The 17,509-nt window shown below is 70.5% G+C and carries 11 protein-coding genes; 8 read left to right on the forward strand and 3 right to left on the reverse strand.

Features of this window, described 5'->3' with window-relative positions; all coding sequences use genetic code 11:
- Positions 1 to 14 precede the first annotated feature (14 nt).
- Both EDD92_RS33660 and EDD92_RS33665 read left to right on the forward strand, forming a co-directional pair.
- Positions 15 to 1,433, forward strand: a complete 1,419-nt coding sequence (locus tag EDD92_RS33660; protein ID WP_123967788.1) for an FAD-binding oxidoreductase — start codon at positions 15 to 17, stop codon at positions 1,431 to 1,433.
- 133 nt (positions 1,434 to 1,566) lie between these two features.
- The gene (locus EDD92_RS33665; protein WP_123967789.1) at positions 1,567 to 2,019 is read left to right on the forward strand and encodes a hypothetical protein; all 453 of its coding nucleotides are present in this window, start codon (positions 1,567 to 1,569) and stop codon (positions 2,017 to 2,019) included.
- Positions 2,020 to 2,057: 38 nt separating this feature from the next.
- Here the strand turns inward: EDD92_RS33665 and EDD92_RS33670 are convergent, their stop codons facing one another.
- Both EDD92_RS33670 and gabT read right to left on the reverse strand, forming a co-directional pair.
- On the reverse strand, positions 2,058 to 2,891 hold the full coding sequence (locus EDD92_RS33670; RefSeq protein WP_260326911.1) for a phosphatase PAP2 family protein: 834 nt from the start codon (positions 2,889 to 2,891) through the stop codon (positions 2,058 to 2,060).
- 221 nt (positions 2,892 to 3,112) lie between these two features.
- Positions 3,113 to 4,447 (reverse strand): 4-aminobutyrate--2-oxoglutarate transaminase, encoded by a 1,335-nt coding sequence (gene gabT, locus EDD92_RS33675; protein ID WP_123967791.1) that lies wholly within the window; start codon positions 4,445 to 4,447, stop codon positions 3,113 to 3,115.
- 235 nt (positions 4,448 to 4,682) lie between these two features.
- On the opposite strand from gabT, the gene EDD92_RS33680 reads away from it, so the two are divergent.
- The 3 genes from EDD92_RS33680 to EDD92_RS33690 all read left to right on the forward strand — a co-directional run bounded on the left by EDD92_RS33680 (position 4,683) and on the right by EDD92_RS33690 (position 10,328).
- Entirely contained in the window at positions 4,683 to 6,797 is a 2,115-nt protein-coding gene (locus tag EDD92_RS33680; RefSeq protein WP_123967792.1) for an ATP-binding protein, read from the forward strand.
- A 122-nt stretch (positions 6,798 to 6,919) separates the two neighbouring features.
- The gene (locus EDD92_RS33685; protein ID WP_123967793.1) at positions 6,920 to 8,521 is read left to right on the forward strand and encodes a PucR family transcriptional regulator; all 1,602 of its coding nucleotides are present in this window, start codon (positions 6,920 to 6,922) and stop codon (positions 8,519 to 8,521) included.
- Between the two features lie 364 nt (positions 8,522 to 8,885).
- Positions 8,886 to 10,328: an aldehyde dehydrogenase family protein gene (locus tag EDD92_RS33690; protein WP_123967794.1), complete on the forward strand. Its 1,443-nt coding sequence runs from the start codon at positions 8,886 to 8,888 to the stop codon at positions 10,326 to 10,328.
- Positions 10,329 to 10,489: 161 nt separating this feature from the next.
- Here the strand turns inward: EDD92_RS33690 and EDD92_RS33695 are convergent, their stop codons facing one another.
- Positions 10,490 to 13,351 carry a glycoside hydrolase family 3 C-terminal domain-containing protein gene (locus tag EDD92_RS33695; RefSeq protein WP_123967795.1) on the reverse strand — a complete coding sequence of 954 codons (2,862 nt, stop codon included), beginning with the start codon at positions 13,349 to 13,351 and terminating at the stop codon, positions 10,490 to 10,492.
- A gap of 334 nt (positions 13,352 to 13,685) precedes the next feature.
- On the opposite strand from EDD92_RS33695, the gene EDD92_RS33700 reads away from it, so the two are divergent.
- Genes EDD92_RS33700 through EDD92_RS33710 form a run of 3 tightly spaced genes read left to right on the forward strand, consistent with a single transcriptional unit; the run spans position 13,686 to position 17,371 of the window.
- Complete coding sequence (locus EDD92_RS33700; RefSeq protein ID WP_123967796.1) at positions 13,686 to 15,377, forward strand: extracellular solute-binding protein; 1,692 nt, start codon at positions 13,686 to 13,688, stop codon at positions 15,375 to 15,377.
- Positions 15,378 to 15,404: 27 nt separating this feature from the next.
- A complete protein-coding gene (locus tag EDD92_RS33705) occupies positions 15,405 to 16,439 on the forward strand; it encodes a sugar ABC transporter permease (RefSeq protein WP_123967797.1) in 1,035 nt (344 codons plus the stop codon).
- Positions 16,436 to 17,371: a carbohydrate ABC transporter permease gene (locus EDD92_RS33710; RefSeq protein WP_123967798.1), complete on the forward strand. Its 936-nt coding sequence runs from the start codon at positions 16,436 to 16,438 to the stop codon at positions 17,369 to 17,371. The genes EDD92_RS33705 and EDD92_RS33710 overlap by 4 nt, the downstream gene beginning before the upstream one ends.
- The last annotated feature ends 138 nt before the right edge of the window (positions 17,372 to 17,509 follow it).

Below are 17,509 nucleotides of genomic sequence, written 5' to 3' on the forward strand. Positions count from 1 at the left end.
AGGGAGTTGAAATCATGGCCCCAAGCGCCATGAACCGCTGGACGAAATCTCTCTCCGACGCACAGCCGGTCCCGTACTGGCTGGAAGACCCCGGCAAACCCCACCCCGAGCCCGCGCTCACCGGCGCCGAGACCTGCGATCTGCTGGTCGTCGGCGGCGGCTACAGCGGACTGTGGACCGCGCTCATCGCCAAGGAGCGTGACCCCGCACGGGATGTCGTCCTGCTGGAAGGCCGCGAGGCGGGCTGGGCCGCCTCGGGCCGCAACGGCGGCTTCTGCGCCGCCTCCCTCACCCACGGCCTGCCCAACGGCCTGACCCGCTGGCCGGACGAGATCCACAGGCTGCAGGAGCTGGGCGCCCGCAACCTGGACGAGATCGAGAAGGCGGTCGCCCGGCACTCCCTCGACTGCGACTTCGAGCGCACCGGCGAGATCGACGTCGCGACCGAGACGTACCAGGCGTGGGAACTGCGCGACTGGTACCGGGAGATGGAGCGCGAGGGCCTCGCCGAGGGCGTCGAGTTCCTGGACGCGGAAGCGGTACGGGAACAAGTCGACTCACCGACGTTCCAGGCCGGCCTCTGGGACCGCCGCGGCGTCGCCATGCTCAACCCGGCGAAGCTCGCCTGGGGCCTCAAACGTGCCTGCCTCGCCCTGGGCGTCCGCATCTACGAGCACACCCCCGCCCTCACTCTGAAGCCGTACGGCGCCGGCATGGCCGTACGCACCCCCTACGGATCCGTCCGTGCCCGCAAGGTCGCGCTCGGCACCAACATCTTCCCGAACCTGATCAAGCGCGTACGGGTCTACACCGTCCCGGTCTACGACTACGCGCTGATGACCGAGCCGCTCAGCGACGAACAGCTGAAGTCGATCGGCTGGAAGAACCGCCAGGGCCTCGGGGACAGCGCCAATCAGTTCCACTATTTCCGGCTGTCCGCCGACAACCGCGTCCTGTGGGGCGGTTACGACGCGATCCACCACTACGGCGGCCGGGTGCGCCGCGAGTACGACGACCGCCCGGAGACGTACGCCAAGCTCGCCGGGCACTTCTTCACCTGCTTCCCGCAGCTGGAGGGCGTCCGCTTCACGCATGCGTGGGGCGGGGCGATCGACACCTGCTCGCGTTTCTCGGCGTTCTTCGGCACCGCGCACCACGGCAACGTCGCCTACGCGGCGGGCTACACGGGCCTCGGCGTGGGCGCCACCCGCTTCGGCGCCGAGGTGATGCTCGACCTGCTGGCGGGGGAGACCACGGAGCGGACGGCGCTGGAGATGGTCCGCAAGAAGCCGCTGCCGTTCCCGCCCGAGCCCTTCGCCTGGACCGGCATCGCGCTCACCAAGTGGTCGCTGGCCCGCGCGGATTCGCACGGCGGCCGCCGCAACCTCTGGCTGCGCACGATGGACCGACTGGGCCTCGGCTTCGACAGCTGAGAGGCGCCCCGATCCGCGGCGATTGTGATCCAACTCACTCCATCGTGTCGGGAAAACCCGCGTAATGCCCGCCAGGAAACCTCCCTCTCTCCCGTGACGCGACCAGCGTCCAGGAGAGACAGGAGGTCTCCTCATGGCTGGGGCGAACACGGCGGTCGAGTGGCTGGCGTCCGTTGCTCCGGATCCCGAGGCCTGCCGCTGGGAGTGGGAGCGCAATCCCCTGGGGATCGCGCTGCTGCCCGCAGGCAAGGCCTGGGACGTACTCATCCTGCCGGGCGAGCTCGGCTATCCCACACTCGACGTCCTCACCCGCTTCCTCGACCGGCCCGGCCCGGTGCTGGTCGACTTCGGGGACGCCCGTATGGGCTTCCTGGTGCCGCCGGGCACCGCGGCCCGCTGGCTCGGCACCGGCATCCGTACGGCAGGGGCCGGCACCTGGATCGTGGTGCCGTATCCCGGACGCTCGACCGGCGGCGTCCGCTGGCTGGTCCCGCCGGACGGCTCGGGCACCCTCACGGACCCCGCACTCCTCGAACTGGCGATGCACGAGGCGGCGGCGGGCCTGGCGCGCGAGGAGGACATCTGACGGGCCACTGATGGCCAGAGGTCTGCACAAGCGGTTTGTCAGGACGGACTACTCGGACTCACTGCACTCGCGTCGGCCCCCCCGTGAGGCCGGCGCGCCAGGAAGATCCACAGGGACGCGATCAGTACCGTGCACAGACACCAGCTGGCCACGACGTCCAGAGGCCAGTGATAGCCGCGCCGCACCAGCCCGAACCCGACGGCGAGGTTCACGACGGCACAGGCGGTGAGCAGCGCGCGGCGGGCAGGCACCCAGCGGAGCCAGGGGAGCAGAAGCAGGGTTGCCGAGCCGTAGGCGACGGCGGCCGTCGCTGTGTGGCCGGAGGGGTAGTAGCCGGTCCCAGGGGGTTCGGCGGCGGGGCCCGGGCGGTCGATCAGTTCCTTGAGGGGCACGACCAGGGCCGGGACCAGCGCCATCAGCAGCGCGGCCGCGAGCGGCGGCAGCCACCAGCGGGACGTCCCCGCCGCACGGCCCCGCCAGGCCACGTACACCAGGACGACGGCCAGCGCAGGCACTGCCACCCCGATGTTGCCCAGGTCGGAGAGGAGTTCCGAGAAGCGGTCCGGGTGCGCGAGGGCGACGCTGACCCGCCGGTCCATGCGCAGCAGCAGGCCGCCCGAAACGACCTGCCAGGTGATCGCCGCGAAGAGGAGGGCGGGAAGCCCGAGAAGGAGAAGAAAGGAGGTCGGCCGCCCCGGAACAGGGGGGGTAGTTCCGAGGCGGCCGATCAGATCGGATCGACGCCCACCCCGGGGGGTTTGGGGCGGGCGACTGCCCGATCGGTGAGGAGATCCGGAGCCGGAAGCTCCGTGTGTGTGCGCGAGGGCACGACCAGGTCGTAGCTGGGGAGGCCACGGCCTGAAATCGCCCACAGTCCCCTGTGAGCGGGGTGTATCTCTCATCTGGGTAGAACCTACGGCAGGGGGTGGGCGGAAGACAGACGGAATCGCGTCCCGCCATCCACCTCGCACACGTTCTTCACATGGCCTGACGCCGACCGCCCCGGCCCCGGAATCGCGAGGGATGCCAGGGCTGGGGCGGGTGGTGCGCATGGGACGCGGGTCCTGTGCGTGAGCTGGGGATTCCGCTTGGCTCAGATCCGCGCGAAGGCCTGCTCGATGATGTCGAGACCTTCGTTCAGGAGGTCCTCGCCGATGACCAGCGGAGGCAGGAAGCGGAGGACGTTGCCGTAGGTGCCACAGGTCAGGACCAGCAGGCCCTCGGCGTGGCAGGCCTTGGCCAGCGCGGCGGTCGCCTCCGGGTTCGGCTCCTTCGTCGTACGGTCCTTGACCAGCTCGATGGCGATCATCGCGCCGCGGCCGCGCACATCGCCGATGATGTCGAACTTCTCGGCCATGGCGCCGAGGCGGGCCTTCATGACCGCCTCGATGTTCTTCGCCTTGCCGTTGAGGTCGAGCTCCTTCATCGTCTCGATCGAGCCGAGCGCACCGGCACAGGCGACCGGGTTGCCGCCGTAGGTGCCGCCGAGGCCGCCGGCGTGCGCGGCGTCCATGATCTCGGCGCGGCCGGTGACGGCGGCGAGCGGCAGACCGCCCGCGATGCCCTTGGCGGTGGTGATCAGGTCGGGCACGATGCCCTCGTCCTCACACGCGAACCACTGACCCGTACGGCAGAAGCCGGACTGGATCTCGTCGGCGACGAAGACGATGCCGTTGTCGGCGGCGAACTTGCGGATCGCGGGCAGGAAGCCCTTGGCGGGCTCGATGAAGCCGCCCTCGCCGAGCACGGGCTCGATGATGATCGCGGCGACGTTGTCCGGGCCGACCTGCTTGCTGATCTGGTCGATGGCCTGCGCGGCGGCCTCGGGGCCGGCGTTCTCCGGGCCGGTGGGCCAGCGGTAGCCGTAGGCGACCGGGACGCGGTACACCTCGGGTGCGAACGGGCCGAAGCCGTGCTTGTACGGCATGTTCTTCGCCGTCAGAGCCATCGTGAGGTTGGTACGGCCGTGGTAGCCGTGGTCGAAGACGACGACGGCCTGGCGCTTGGTGTACGCACGGGCGATCTTTACGGCGTTCTCGACGGCCTCGGCGCCGCTGTTGAACAGGGCGGACTTCTTGGCGTGGTCACCCGGGGTGAGCTCGGCGAGGGCCTCGGCGACCTCCACGTAGCCCTCGTACGGGGTGACCATGAAACAGGTGTGGGTGAAGTCCGCCAGCTGCGCGGAGGCCCGGCGTACGACGGCCTCGGCGGACGCGCCGACGGACGTCACCGCGATGCCGGAACCGAAGTCGATGAGCCGGTTGCCGTCGACGTCCTCGATGATCCCGCCGCCCGCGCGCGCGGTGAACACGGGCAGCACGGAGCCCACGCCCTGCGCGACCGCGGCGGTACGGCGGGCCTGCAGTTCCTGCGACTTCGGGCCGGGGATGGCGGTGACGATCCGGCGCTCCTGCGGAAGTGCACTCATGAGGGGCTCCTGGGGGTGTGCGGCCTTGCGGACTCTTGCCTTCTTTTCTCGCAGGTTAGGACCGGGAGAGGGGGGTGGGCATGCTCCATGTGGGCGCTGTCGGGGGTTCGGGTTTGTCCGCGGTGGACATGGCGGCCGGTGCGGGGCCCGGCCGCGTAAGCGGTGAACTCCCCGTGCCGGGGCGTTAGATTGACCGCTGACGGTGGACGGAACGGCTGGTCAGGGAGCGAGGGCGATGGACAGCGACGGGACGCAGGACGCACGGGGTACGCATGCGAATCCTGTGCCGCGTCCGGCAGGTCCGCCGGACGTACCGCCGCGGCCCACGGCCGCGCCCGGCGTGCCGCCGCGGCCGGACGGGTCGGCGTTCCTGACGTGGCTCCGGGCGCCGCGGCCGGAGACGCCGCCCGGCGTGTGGCGGTTCGGGCACCGGCCGCGGCCGGAGGAGGAACCCGAACTCATCCCCGCCCGCCAGCTCGTCAGCGGCGCGGTGATCGCCTTCCTCGTCGGCTGGCTGATCTGGTCGCTGCTGTGGAACGGCTACCTCGGCGGCTGGTGGCTGCTCCCGCTCTACGCGATGATCCCCGACTCCTGGGCCCAGCCGCACAGCATCGCCTCGGTCGTGGTCGTCTACGCCTACTACGTGCTGATCGCCCTGGTCATCATGATCGGTGTCGGGAGGCTCGGCCGCTGGAGCGAGATCTGGCGCCGCTACGGCCCGCCCGCCTGGCGGCAGCCGGCGCCCCGCGCCGAACGCCCGCCCGCCCCCGAACAGGACCCAGCCGAGTGGCCCCAGCTCCGCGCCGCCGGAGCCGCCGACGCCGCCGAGCGGCTCGCCACCGAGGCCCGTGCCGGGCTGATGCGGGACGTCGACCACGCCCGGATCGTGCGCGCCTGGCAGGGCGTGCGCACCGGCCGGCACACCCTCGCCGCGTTCACCGGTGCCGTGCTCAAGGACGGCGCCGCCGCCTGTCTGCACCCCTCCGGGGAACGCGACCTGCCGGCCCGGCTCGCCCGGCACGACCTGCTGACCGGACAGGTACGGCTCGGCACGACCGCCGACGACCCCCGCAACCCGTACGCCTACCGCGGCGCCGGCCTCGGTCTCGGCCCCGATCTGCTCGGCACCTCCCTGCTCGCCGTCGGCCCGGCCGGCTCCGGCAAGACCGGCACCGTGGTGCGGCCGCTCGCCGAGTCGCTCTGTCTGCACGCCCTCGCCGGACGGGCCGCGGTCGTCGTGGTCGGCGCGGCGGGCGCGGGGCTCGGACCGGTCGACGCGTACGACGTCGTCGTACGGATCGGGAATCCGGAGTCGGTGTACGACCTGGACCTGTACGGCGGGACGAGTGACCCGGACGAGGCCGCGGCCGTGCTTGCCGAGGCATTGGTCGGGGACCTCGCCGATCCGCATCCGGGCAGCGACAGCCGCCGGTCCACGACCGTGCTCGCCCAGCTCCTCGGCCCCTTCCGGGCGGTCCACGGCCGCTTCCCGTCCGTGCCCGAGCTGCGGCAGCTGCTGGACGGGACGCCCGGGCCGCTGGAGGAACTGCGTACGGCGCTGCAGGGTTCCGGGCAGGAGTCGCTGCTGCGCGAACTGGACGCTCGCGAGCGGCAGTTGGGGCACCCGGGGGATGTTGCGGGGGTGCTGGCGGACCGGGTGGCGCTGCTGGACCGGCCCGCCTTCGCCGGCTTCTTCGACACCTCGGGGCAGTCGAAGCCCTTCTCCCTCAAGGCCCTCGACCACCCGGTCCGGGTCCGTATCGACCTACCCGAGCGCGGGCACGCGGAAGCCTCGCGGATGCTGGCGCGGCTGGTGCTGGCGCAGTTCACGGCGAGCGTGGCGGTACGCGAGGACCGGTCGCTGTTCGCCTGCCTCGTGCTGGACGACGCGACGGGCGTGGTGACCCCGGAGGCGGTGCGCGGGATTCAGCGGCTGCGGTCGGGGAACGCCGGCGTCGTGCTGACCCTGCGGACCCTGGACGACGTGCCGAGGCCGCTGCGCGGACCGCTGCTCGGCTCCACCGGATGCCGTATGGCACTGTCCGGGCTCACCCCGTGGGACGGGCAGGACTTCGCCGAGGTCTGGGGCAAGGAGTGGACCGAGGCACGGGACGTCACCGACCGGCAGATCATCGCCGATACCCCGGCCGGCAAGGCCGTCCACATGCTCCGGCGCGTCATCACCGGCAAGGCGCCCACCGCACGGGCCGTGACCGTCCGGCAGGTCGAACGGGAGCGGTGGTCGGCGTCCGAGCTGGCGCACGGGGTGCCGCCCGGGCATGCGGTGCTGTCGCTGACCACCGTGAAGGGCGAAAATGCGCCGCCGCTGCTGGTGGATCTGCGGGGTTAGGTCTGGACTTCACAGGACCGGGTGACCGTACGGTGAGGCAGAATCGGCACAGGCCGTTCATACCTGGCGGCCAAAAGATCAAAAGGTTCGCCCGATCCCCGCAAGCCTGACCTGAAGGCCTCATGCCCCCGACACTCGCCTCGCTCGTCCACCACTCCGCGCTCAAACTGACCGTGCGCGCGGGCGAGGACCGCCTCGACGTGCCGGTCCGCTGGGCGCACGTCAGCGAGCTCGCCGATCCCGTGCCGTACATGGAGGGCGGGGAGCTGCTGCTGATCACCGCGCTGCAGCTGGACGCGGAGGATCCGGAGGCGATGCGTCGGTATGTGAAGCGGCTGGTGGGGGCGGGAGTCGTCGGACTCGGCTTCGCCGTCGGGGTCAACTACGAGGAGATCCCGAAGGCGCTGGTCGACGCGGCGGAGGGCGAGGGCCTGCCGCTGCTGGAAGTGCCGCGGCGCACGCCCTTCCTCGCCATCAGCAAGGCCGTGTCCGCGGAGATCGCTGCCGACCAGTACCGGGCGGTGACGGCGGGCTTCGCCGCCCAGCGGGAACTGACCAAGCAGGCGCTGACGGGTGGGCCCGAGGGGGTGCTGTCCGCGCTCGCCGCGCAGGTCGACGGATGGGCTGCGCTGTACGACGCCTCGGGCGCCGTCGTCGCGACCGCACCGGAGTGGGCGGGCCGGCGGGCCGGGCGGCTCACGGCGGACGTGGAGCGGCTGCGGGAGCGGCCCGCGCCGGCGTCCTCGGTGGTCGCCGCTCCGGACAACGAGGACCGCGTCGAACTGCACTCGCTGGGCACGGGGCGGCGGCCGCGGGCCGCGCTCGCGGTGGGGACGGCGGCTGCGCTCGGCACGGCGGAGCGGTACGCCGTCCACTCGGCGATCGCGCTGCTGACGCTGACGACGGAACGGTCGAGGTCGCTGCACGCGGCGGAACAGCGCATCGGAGCGGCGGTGCTGCGCATGCTGCTCGCGGGGGAGCCGGACCATGCGCGGGCCGTCGCGGGCCATCTGTACGGGGGGCTGCTGGACGCCCCCTTCCGGTTGATCATCGCGGAGTCGGCCGCGCGGGCCGCCGCCGACGCGGGCGGCGATCCGCTGGCCGGGCTCGCCGAGATCGTGGAGTCGGCGGCCGCGCGGGCGGGGGAGGCCGTGCTGGTCGTACCCGAGGGGGAGCGGCTGGTTGTGCTGGCCGCGGACGGGGGTGCGGCGGTCACGGCGTGCGGGGAGTACGCGGCGGCGGTCGAGGCAGCGCGGGGCGGGGCGGACGCGGTGCGGGATGCCGCCGGCGGTGAGGAGGACGAGCTGGTGGTCGGGGGGTCGGCGCCCGTGGGGCCGATCGCGGCCGCGGCGGCGTACAAGCAGGCCGAGCAGGCGTTGTCGGTGGCCCGGCGGCGGGGGCGGGTGTTCGTGGGGCACGAGCAGTTGGCGGCCGGGTCTGTGCTGCCGTTGCTGGCCGACGATGCGGTGAAGGCGTTTGCGGACGGGTTGTTGCGGGCGCTGTACGAGCATGACGCGACGGGGCGGGGGGATCTGGTGGCCTCGTTGCGGGCGTGGTTGTCGCGGCATGGGCAGTGGGATGCGGCGGCTGCGGATCTGGGGGTTCATCGGCATACGTTGCGGTACCGGATGCGGCGGGTGGAGGAGATTCTCGGGCGGTCGCTGGACGATCCGGACGTGCGGATGGAGTTGTGGCTGGCGTTGAAGGCGACGTCGGCGGAGTAGCCGCCGCAGCGTTTCCTCGCCCCCGCCGCCCCTACCCATTCCCGTCCCCTGGGGGCTGCCGCCCCCAGACCCCCGCTTTCGGCCTGAACGGCCTCGTCCTCAAACGCCGGACGGGCTGAGATGAGCTGCGCCAAATCCAGCCCCTCCGGCGTTTGAGGAGCGGGGGTCCGGGGGCTGGCCCCCGGGTCGGGACGGGAAGGGGCGGCGGGGGCGCGAAAATTCCGGCCGCACCCGGCACCCCTCCAAACCGTCGCACCCCCCGCCCCGACCACTACACCCCGGCCAAACACACCCCCACCCCCACCGCCCTACCGTGGACCCCAACCACCCTGCACACCCCCGATCGCGGAAGGGCCGGACCCACATGACTTCCACCGCCTTCTGGCTCGCCGGCCGCCAGGCCACGGGCGAGGACACCTTCGACGTCACCTCCCCCTGGGACGGCCGCCTCGTCAGCAAGGTGAGCGTGCCGAGCGACGCTCAGGTCGAGGAGGCCGTCGCCGCCGCCCACGCCGTCCGCGAGGACTTCGCCGCCACCCCGGCCCACGTCCGCGCCGCCGCCCTCGACCACGTCAGCCGCCGCCTCGCCGAGCGCACCGAGGAGATCGCCCAGCTGATCTCCGCCGAGAACGGCAAGCCGATCAAGTGGGCCCGCGGCGAGGTCGGCCGCGCCGTCTCCGTCTTCCGGTTCGCCGCCGAAGAGGCCCGCCGCTTCAACAGCGGCGAGGCCCAGCGCCTCGACACCGACGCGGGCGGCCAGGGCCGTCTCGCCCTCACCCGACGCTTCCCCAAGGGCGTCGTCCTCGGCATCGCGCCCTTCAACTTCCCGCTCAACCTGTGCGCCCACAAGATCGCCCCGGCGATCGCGGCCGGCGCGCCGATCATCCTGAAGCCGGCGCCGGCCACCCCGCTCTCCGGCCTGATCATCGGTGACCTGCTCGCCGAGACCGACCTCCCGGCCGGCTCCTGGAGCATCCTCCCGGTCGCCAACGACAAGATGCCCGCCCTGGTCCAGGACGAGCGCCTGCCGGTCATCTCCTTCACGGGTTCCGAGAAGGTCGGCTACGCGATCATGGACTCGGTGCCGCGCAAGCACTGCACCCTGGAGCTGGGCGGCAACGGCGCGGCCGTCGTCCTCGCTGACTACGCCTCCGACGCCGACCTCGACTGGGCCGCCACCCGCATCGCCACCTTCTCCAACTACCAGGGCGGCCAGTCCTGCATCTCCGTGCAGCGGGTCATCGCGGACGCGTCGGTGTACGACCGGCTGCTGCCGCGTATCGTCGCCGCCGTCGAGGCCCAGGTCACCGGCGACCCGAGCGACGACAAGACGGACGTCGGCCCGCTGGTCAGCGAGGACGCGGCCAAGCGTGTCGAGTCGTGGGTGAAGGAGGCCGTCGAGGCCGGGGCGACCCTGCTCACGGGTGGAGACCGAGACGGCGCCTCCTACGCGCCGACCGTCCTCACCGACGTACCGGCCGACACGACGATCTCCTGCGAGGAGGTCTTCGGCCCCGTCCTGACCGTGCAGAAGGTGGACGGCGAGGCCGAGGCGTTCGCCGCCGTCAACTCCTCCAAGTACGGCCTCCAGGCGGGCGTGTTCACGCACGACCTCCAGGCCGCCTTCCGGGCCCATCGTGCGCTGGAGGTGGGCGGCGTGGTCATCGGTGACGTCCCCTCCTACCGCGCCGACCAGATGCCGTACGGCGGTGCCAAGCAGTCCGGTGTGGGCCGCGAGGGCGTGAAGTTCGCGATGGACGACTACACGTACGAGCGAGTGCTGGTCCTCACGGGCCTCGCGCTTTAGGCCCCTGAAGGAACCCAGGAACCCAGGAACCCAGGAACCCAGGACTCCTGAAGGACCACTCTAGCTAATGGGAACCATTTTCATATAGGCTCCTCGAAGGGGCCCGGCACCGATGCCTTCCGGTGCCGGGCCCCTTCTTCACGTCGGCTTTGCCCGGACCCTCAACCGGAGAAGCCGACATGCGCGAGCCGCAGTGGGCCGCGCAGTCTGATGTGTACGTCGTGCACGCCCTCGGCGACGAGGCCGGCCACGAGTGTGGTGTAGGCGTACGGGTCGTCCGAGACGGCCGCGGGGGCCGGTGTCAGTGCGGCGAGCAGCGCGCCGCCGTCCAGGGAGACCTCCACGACGCCCTCGCCCGCCACGGAGACCGTCACCTCCGCCACGCCGTCCCCGAAGTCGCAGTCGCGATAGACCAGTTCGGCGCTCCGGCCCGCCGCGGATGTCACGGCGTCGCCCGACACCTTGGTACGGTCGACGATCGCGACGCCGCTCTGCTCGTCGAAGTCGGCGGCGTCCAGGCCGTGTTGGAGCACGGCGCGCGGGGCGTGGGGCTCGCCGTCCAGGACGACCGTCGTCCGCAGGCGGATGTCCTCGCTGGACGCGCCCACCAACACGTCGTACGGGCCCGGTTCGAGGCGCCGGGCGCCCCGGGCCACGTCCCAGAACTCGAAGGCGGACAACGGGACTTCGAAGGACAGCTCCTCCCGGGCGCCGGGGGCGAGGGTGATCCGGCGGTGGGCGAGCAGCTCGCGGCGCGGGCGTGTCACCGTGGGCTCCGCGGCGCGCGTGTAGAGCTGCGCGACCTCGTCGGCGGTGAGGTCGCCGGTGTTGGTGACCGTGAAGGAGACGTGCACCGCCTCCTCGTCGGCCCGTACCGACAGATCCGCGTAGGAGAAGCTCGCGTACGACAGGCCGTGTCCGAACGGGAAGAGCGGTGTCCCCTCGAAGTACAGGTACGTCTGGCGGCTGCCGATCACGTCGTAGTCGAACAGGTCGGGCAGGTCGGTGTCGTCCTCGTACCAGGTCTGCGGAAGGCGGCCCGCGGGGGAGACGTCGCCGGCCAGCACGCGGGCCAGGGCCGTGCCCGCTGCCTGGCCGCCGTGCGCGGTCCACAGCACCGCCGGGAGGTCGCCGGTCGCGACCGCGTACGGATACGCGGAGACCAGCGCCAGCACCGTGCGGGGGTTGGCGGCGCGGGCGGCGCGCAGGATGCGCTCCTGGTGGGCGGGCAGCCGCAGCGTCGTGCGGTCCTCGGTCTCGCGGCCGTTGATGTGCGGGTCGTTGCCGGCGACCACCAGCACGACGTCCGCGCGCGCAGCGACCTGCGTCACTGCGTCCTCCGCGCGTTCGGTCACGATGATCTCGAAGATCTCCGGCTTCGCCTCGAGTTCCGGATTTCCGTCGGCAACCTTTACTCCGTCGGCGGCGACAGAGACGTGGCGACCCGTACCGACGTGCCTGAGGAGGTGACCGTTCTCGTGGGGTTCCAGGCGGAACGTCTCCTGGACGATCCAGCCGCCGGGCTGGTCGGCGGAGGCGCGTACGTAGCCGTCGTCGGCCACCGAGAGGTAGCGGCCGTCGGGGGCGCGCAGGGTGAGGATGCCCTCGCCCCAGTCGACCAGCGCGAACTCGGTGCCCGTGGGGTCGGCGGTGAGCGGGGGCAGGTCCGTGCGGCCTGCGAGCAGGGCCGGGTCCAGGGCGCCCTGAGCGCCGCGCACCTCGTCGGCGGCGTCGGCGGCCTCGGGGACGTGCAGGAACGTACCGGCGGACGTCTTCAGGAGCACCCGGTCCACGCCCTCGGCGAACTCCACCCGCTCGGCGCCGAACCGCTCGTACAGGCCCTCCAGCGGGGTGGAGCGGTGGATGAGGGTGCCGCTGTACCAGTCGAGTTTGCACTCGTCGGCGAGGAGACCCACCACGGCCACGCGGGTGTCGGGGGACAGCGGCAGCAGGCCGTCGTTCTTCAGGAGCACGACCGCCTGCTCGGCCGCCTCCTGGGCGAGGGCGCGGTGGGCCGGGGTGTCGAAGTCCCCGGTGCCGGCGTGCGGGTCGTAGAGCGGGTCGAACTCGCCCAGCCGGAAGCGGACGGAGAGCTGGCGGCGGACCGCCGTGTCGATGTCGGCCTCGGTCAGCAGGCCCTGCTCGTAGGCCTTCTTGACGCGCCCGACGATCTGCGAGCTGTCCGTGCCGTGGTCGGTGAAGCTGTCGACGCCGGCGATGAGGGCGGCCGCCGTCGCCTCCTCGTGGGTGTCGAAGTAGTGCTCCAGGTCGACCAGGTTGGAGGGTGCGGCCGCGTCCGAGCAGACCAGCAGGTCCTCGTCCGTCCAGGTGCGCAGGTGCTCGCGCAGATGCGGGGACACGTGGTTGGGACGGCCGTTGACCAGGTTGTACGCCGGCATCACGCCTGCCACCGCGCCGGCCTCGACCGCCTCGCGGAAGGCGCGCAGGTCGTACTCGTGCAGGACGCGTGGGCGGACCGAGGAGGAGGAAGTCGCCCGGTCCGTCTCGTTGTTGTGGGCCAGCCAGTGCTTGAGGACCGGCGCCGTGCGCCAGTACGTCGGGTGGTCGCCGCGCAGGCCGCGGGTGTACGCGACGGCGATGGCCGAGGTGAGCTTCGGGTCCTCGGAGTAGCCCTCCTCGTTGCGGCCCCACAGCGGGTGCCGGAGCAGGTTCACCGTGGGGGACCAGACGTTGAGGCCGACACGGTCGTCGTGGACGCGCATCGCTCGGATCTCCTTGGACACCGCTTCCCCGATGCGGCGCACCAGGTCCGTGTTCCAGGTGGCGCCGAGTCCGACGGCCTGTGGGAAGACGGTCGCCGGGCCCATCCAGGCGACGCCGTGCAGGGCCTCCTGCCCGGTACGGAAGGCGTCGATGCCGAGACGCTCCACCGCGGGCGCGAACTGGTGCAGGAAGGAGATCTTCTCGTCCAGCGTCAGCCGCTGAAGCAGGTCGTCGATGCGCTTCGCGAACGGCAGTTGCGGATCGCGGAACGGCGGCGCGGGCGGCGTCTGTGCGGTCACGTGGGGGTCCCCTTGCGATGGAGCGGCGGAACGCTTTCGAAGCGCTTCGATGCTCTTTCGACGGAGGGACGGTGTCAAGAGACGGTCACTGTTACTTCTTGCGGCACATAAGCAAGGGTCGTATGTGAGGGGTCGCAGGAATCTTGGAAGCGACCCTTGTGCACCCCCAGACGTTCACTTAACCTCACAGCAACATCGAAGCGCTTCGACTAACAGAATGCAGCTCCGGCATGCACGGGTCGAAGAATCGCTTCAGCTCAGCCAGTTCCACTCGAGACACCGCAGCCGACGGCCCACCGCCGGGTGTCCTGGTGCGCCATGAAGGGTTGACGCAATGACGCCGAACGCCGCTTCCGCCTCCTCCGGACCCAGCCGGAGAAGCTTCCTTGCCTCGACGGCGATCGCCACCGCAGCGGTGGCCGGGGGGATGCCGCTGCTTGCCGCCTGCGGGGGATCGGACAGCGGGTCGGGCGGGGGCACCACGTCGGGCAAGAACGCGAAGAAGATCCTTCCCGCGTACGTGGCCGGCAACGTGGTGACGCCGGACATCCCCGCCAAGAACGGCTCCGCGATCGGGTTCACCAGCAAGCTGGAACTCGCCGCCCTGAAGACGTCGGTCACGAAGAAGCTCGGCAAGGGCGGCAAGGTCACCATCATGTCGCCGTTCTGGGGCTCGCCGCCGAAGCAGAACAACGCCTACTACAAGGCGATGAACGACCTGATCGGCGTCGACGTCGTCTGGCAGAACCAGGACGGCAACACCTACGACCAGAAGCTCGGCGCGGTGCTCGCCTCCAGTGACGTCCCGGACGTCGTGGTCGTCCCGGGCTGGAACATGGGCGGCAAGATACCCAGCGCCATCATCAGCAAGTTCGCCGACCTCGGTCCCTACCTCTCCGGGGACGCGGTCAAGGAGTTCCCGAACCTCGCGGCGATCCCCACCGGCGCCTGGCAACGCTCCATCTTCGGCGGCAAGCTGCGCGGTCTGCCGATGCCGGCGCCGTCCGCCCCCAGCATGGTGCCCCTCTACCGGCAGGACATCTTCGAGAAGGAAGGGTACAAAGTACCCAAGTCCTGCGACGAGTTCATGGCCCTGGCCAAGGAGATCACCAACGCCAAGGCGAAGCGCTGGGCCTGCCTGGACATGAAGTGGACCGCCTTCCAGTCGTTCGGGGTGCTCTCGGGCAGCGAGAAGCCGCTCGGCTGGAATCTCGTCGACGGCAAGCTGATATACCGCATCGAGACCGACGAGTACCTCGAAGCGCTGGAGTGGTCCCGCAAGCTGTTCGAGGCGGGGGTCGTCCACCCCGACTCCAAGTTGGGCAAGAACGCCCCCGACCCGGGGCCCAAGTTCGCGGCGGGCGAGTTCCTGATCTACCCCAACAACATCTCCCAGTGGTGGGGCCGCACCGCTGAACAGGCCACCCAGAACCCGGACTTCAAGATCTGGGGCATGGACGTCTGGGGCCACGACGGCGGCAACCCCACCCTGTGGGCCGAACAGCCCGCCGGCATCTTCGCCTTCGTCAACAAGAAGGCCTCCGAGTCGGTCATCCGCGACGTGCTGGCCGTCGCGAACGTCACCGCGGCGCCGTACGGCACCAAGGAGTACATGATGACCAACTACGGCGTGGAGGGCACCCACTACACCGTCAAGGACGGCGTCCCCACCAAGACCGATCAGGGCAACATCGACGTGATGAACGCCTACGTCATGGTCGCGAGCCCCGCCGCGACCATCGCTCATCCCGACTTCCCCGCGGTCGCCAGGGGCCAGGTCGAGTGGGAGCAGCGCATGGGCGCCTTCGCCAGGAAGTCCTCCTTCTGGGGAATGCAGATCACCGAGCCGAACCGCTACACCAACCTCTCCAATGACATGGAGCAGCTCGAGGACGACATCGTCCGCGGCCGCAAGAAGATCAGCGACATGCAGCAGTTCGTCTCCGACTGGAAGAGCAGGGGAGGCGACAAGCTGCGCGACTGGTACAAGCAGATCCTCGACGAGAACGGCTCCGCGGCCAACTGACCGGGCACCGAGGCAAGGAGAATGGCCGTGTCCCACAGCACGGTGCCTCGGAGCAGGGCCGAGGCCGACACGACGGACAAGACCCCGACGGCGCCCGGCGGTGCCACCGCATCCCGTAGCAAACCATCCTCGGGAAAGCTGAGTCTGCGACTCAGGCTCAGACGAGACCGCGTCCTGCTGCTGATGACGCTGCCGGTCGTCGCCCTGGTCCTGCTCTTCAACTACGTGCCGATCCTCGGCAACGTGGTCGCCTTCCAGGACTACGACCCGTACATCAGCGACAACGGCGTCGTGTCCATGCTGAACAGCCCCTGGGTGGGTCTGGACAACTTCCAGCAGATCTTCGCCGACTCCGCCTTCTGGAACGCCGTCCAGAACACGCTGGTGCTGTTCTTCCTCCAGCTCGTCCTGTTCTTCCCGATCCCGATCCTGCTCGCGCTGCTCATCAACAGCGTGGTCAGGCCCCGGGTGCGGGCCATCGCGCAGGCCGTTCTCTATCTGCCGCACTTCTTCTCGTGGGTGCTGGTGATCGCGGTCTTCCAGCAGCTGCTCGGCGGCGCCGGGCTGCTCTCGACACTGCTGCGCGACCACGGGTACGACGGGCTCAACATCATGACCGACCCGAGCACCTTCAAGTTCCTGGTCACCGCGCAGGCGGTGTGGAAGGACGCCGGCTGGGGGATCATCGTCTTCCTCGCCGCTCTGGCCGCCGTCAGCCCCGACTTGTACGAGGCCGCCGCGATGGACGGCGCCGGGCGCTGGCGCCGGATCTGGCACGTCACCCTGCCGGCGCTCCGGCCGGTGATCGCGCTGCTGCTGGTGCTGCGGGTGGGGGATGCGCTGACCGTCGGCTTCGAACAGATCCTTCTCCAACGCGATGCCGTCGGGCCGGGGGCGTCGGAAGTGCTCGACACGTTCGTGTGGTGGAACGGCGTGCGCAACCAGGACTTCGGCTACGCGGCCGCCGCCGGACTCGTCAAGGGCGTCATCAGCATCGGTCTCGTCCTTGCCGCGAACAAAGTGGCCCATCTGATGGGCGAGCAGGGGGTGTACAAGAAATGACCGCCGTGATCGACAAGCGGGTACAGAAGCCCGGCCGGTGGGCCGCACCGCCCCGGCCGGTGTGGGAGGAGCAGCCCTCGCAGGTGGGGCTGGCGGGCAAGGGCCTGGTGCTGGGGATCGCCTGCCTCGCGATCGTCTTCCCGCTGTGGATCGTGGTGGTCACCAGCCTCTCCTCGCGCAGGACCATCGACGAGGCCGGCGGTCTGGTGATGGTGCCGAGGGACATCACCTTCGTCGCCTACCAGGAGTTGCTCAGCGGCGGCCAGGTCACCCGTGCGGCGATCATCAGCGTCCTGATCACCCTGGTCGGTACGGCGTTCTCCATGACCGTGTCCGTGCTGTGCGCGTACGGGTTGTCGCGGACGGAGTCGGTGGGGCACCGCTGGATCCTCATGACGCTGCTTGCAACGATGTTCTTCAGCGCCGGGCTCATTCCCACGTATCTTCTGGTGCAGACCCTTGGCCTGACCGACACCTACCTCGCGCTGATCCTGCCGAGCGCGATCAGTGTCTTCAACATCCTGGTGCTGCGCGGGTTCTTCATGGGGATCTCGCCGGAGCTGACCGACAGTGCGCGGATCGACGGGGCCGGGGACCTCCGGATCCTCTGGCAGATCATCATGCCGCTGTCACGGGCCGTCATCGCGGTGATCACGCTGTTCTACGCGGTCGGGTACTGGAGCGCTTGGTTCAACGCGTCGCTGTATCTGAACGACCAGGACATGATGCCGCTGCAGAACGTCATGATCCAGCTGGTGCAGAAGCAGGAAGCGCCGGTGGGGCTGGGGCAGGCGATCAAGACGGGGCAGCTGTCGGGGCTTGCCGTGCAGATGGCTGTGATGGTGATGGCGTTGCTGCCGGTGGCTGTGCTGTCGCCGTTCGTCCAGCGGCACTTCAAGAAGGGCATGTTGACCGGTGCGGTGAAGGGTTGAGCGGGCGCCCATTGGGGTGGGGTGTTTCGGTTCGTCGGCGGCTGCGGGTTCGTTGTGGCTTGTCGCGCCGTTCCCCGCGCCCCCTAAAGCCGTTCGCGTCCCCTGCGTTGCAGAACTCCCCCTCTTTTTCAGAACGAG

It is taken from the genome of Streptomyces sp. TLI_185 (genome assembly GCF_003814765.1).
Taxonomy (GTDB): Bacteria; Actinomycetota; Actinomycetes; order Streptomycetales; family Streptomycetaceae; genus Streptomyces.

Coding starts and splice junctions, on each gene's coding strand:
- gabT (WP_123967791.1), bottom strand. CDS start 4,447: ATGAGTGCACTTCCGCAGGAGCGCCGGATCGTCACCGCCATCCCCGGC.
- EDD92_RS33710 (WP_123967798.1), top strand. CDS start 16,436: ATGACCGCCGTGATCGACAAGCGGGTACAGAAGCCCGGCCGGTGGGCC.
- EDD92_RS33700 (WP_123967796.1), top strand. CDS start 13,686: ATGACGCCGAACGCCGCTTCCGCCTCCTCCGGACCCAGCCGGAGAAGC.
- EDD92_RS33690 (WP_123967794.1), top strand. CDS start 8,886: ATGACTTCCACCGCCTTCTGGCTCGCCGGCCGCCAGGCCACGGGCGAG.
- EDD92_RS33660 (WP_123967788.1), top strand. CDS start 15: ATGGCCCCAAGCGCCATGAACCGCTGGACGAAATCTCTCTCCGACGCA.
- EDD92_RS33685 (WP_123967793.1), top strand. CDS start 6,920: ATGCCCCCGACACTCGCCTCGCTCGTCCACCACTCCGCGCTCAAACTG.
- EDD92_RS33665 (WP_123967789.1), top strand. CDS start 1,567: ATGGCTGGGGCGAACACGGCGGTCGAGTGGCTGGCGTCCGTTGCTCCG.
- EDD92_RS33680 (WP_123967792.1), top strand. CDS start 4,683: ATGGACAGCGACGGGACGCAGGACGCACGGGGTACGCATGCGAATCCT.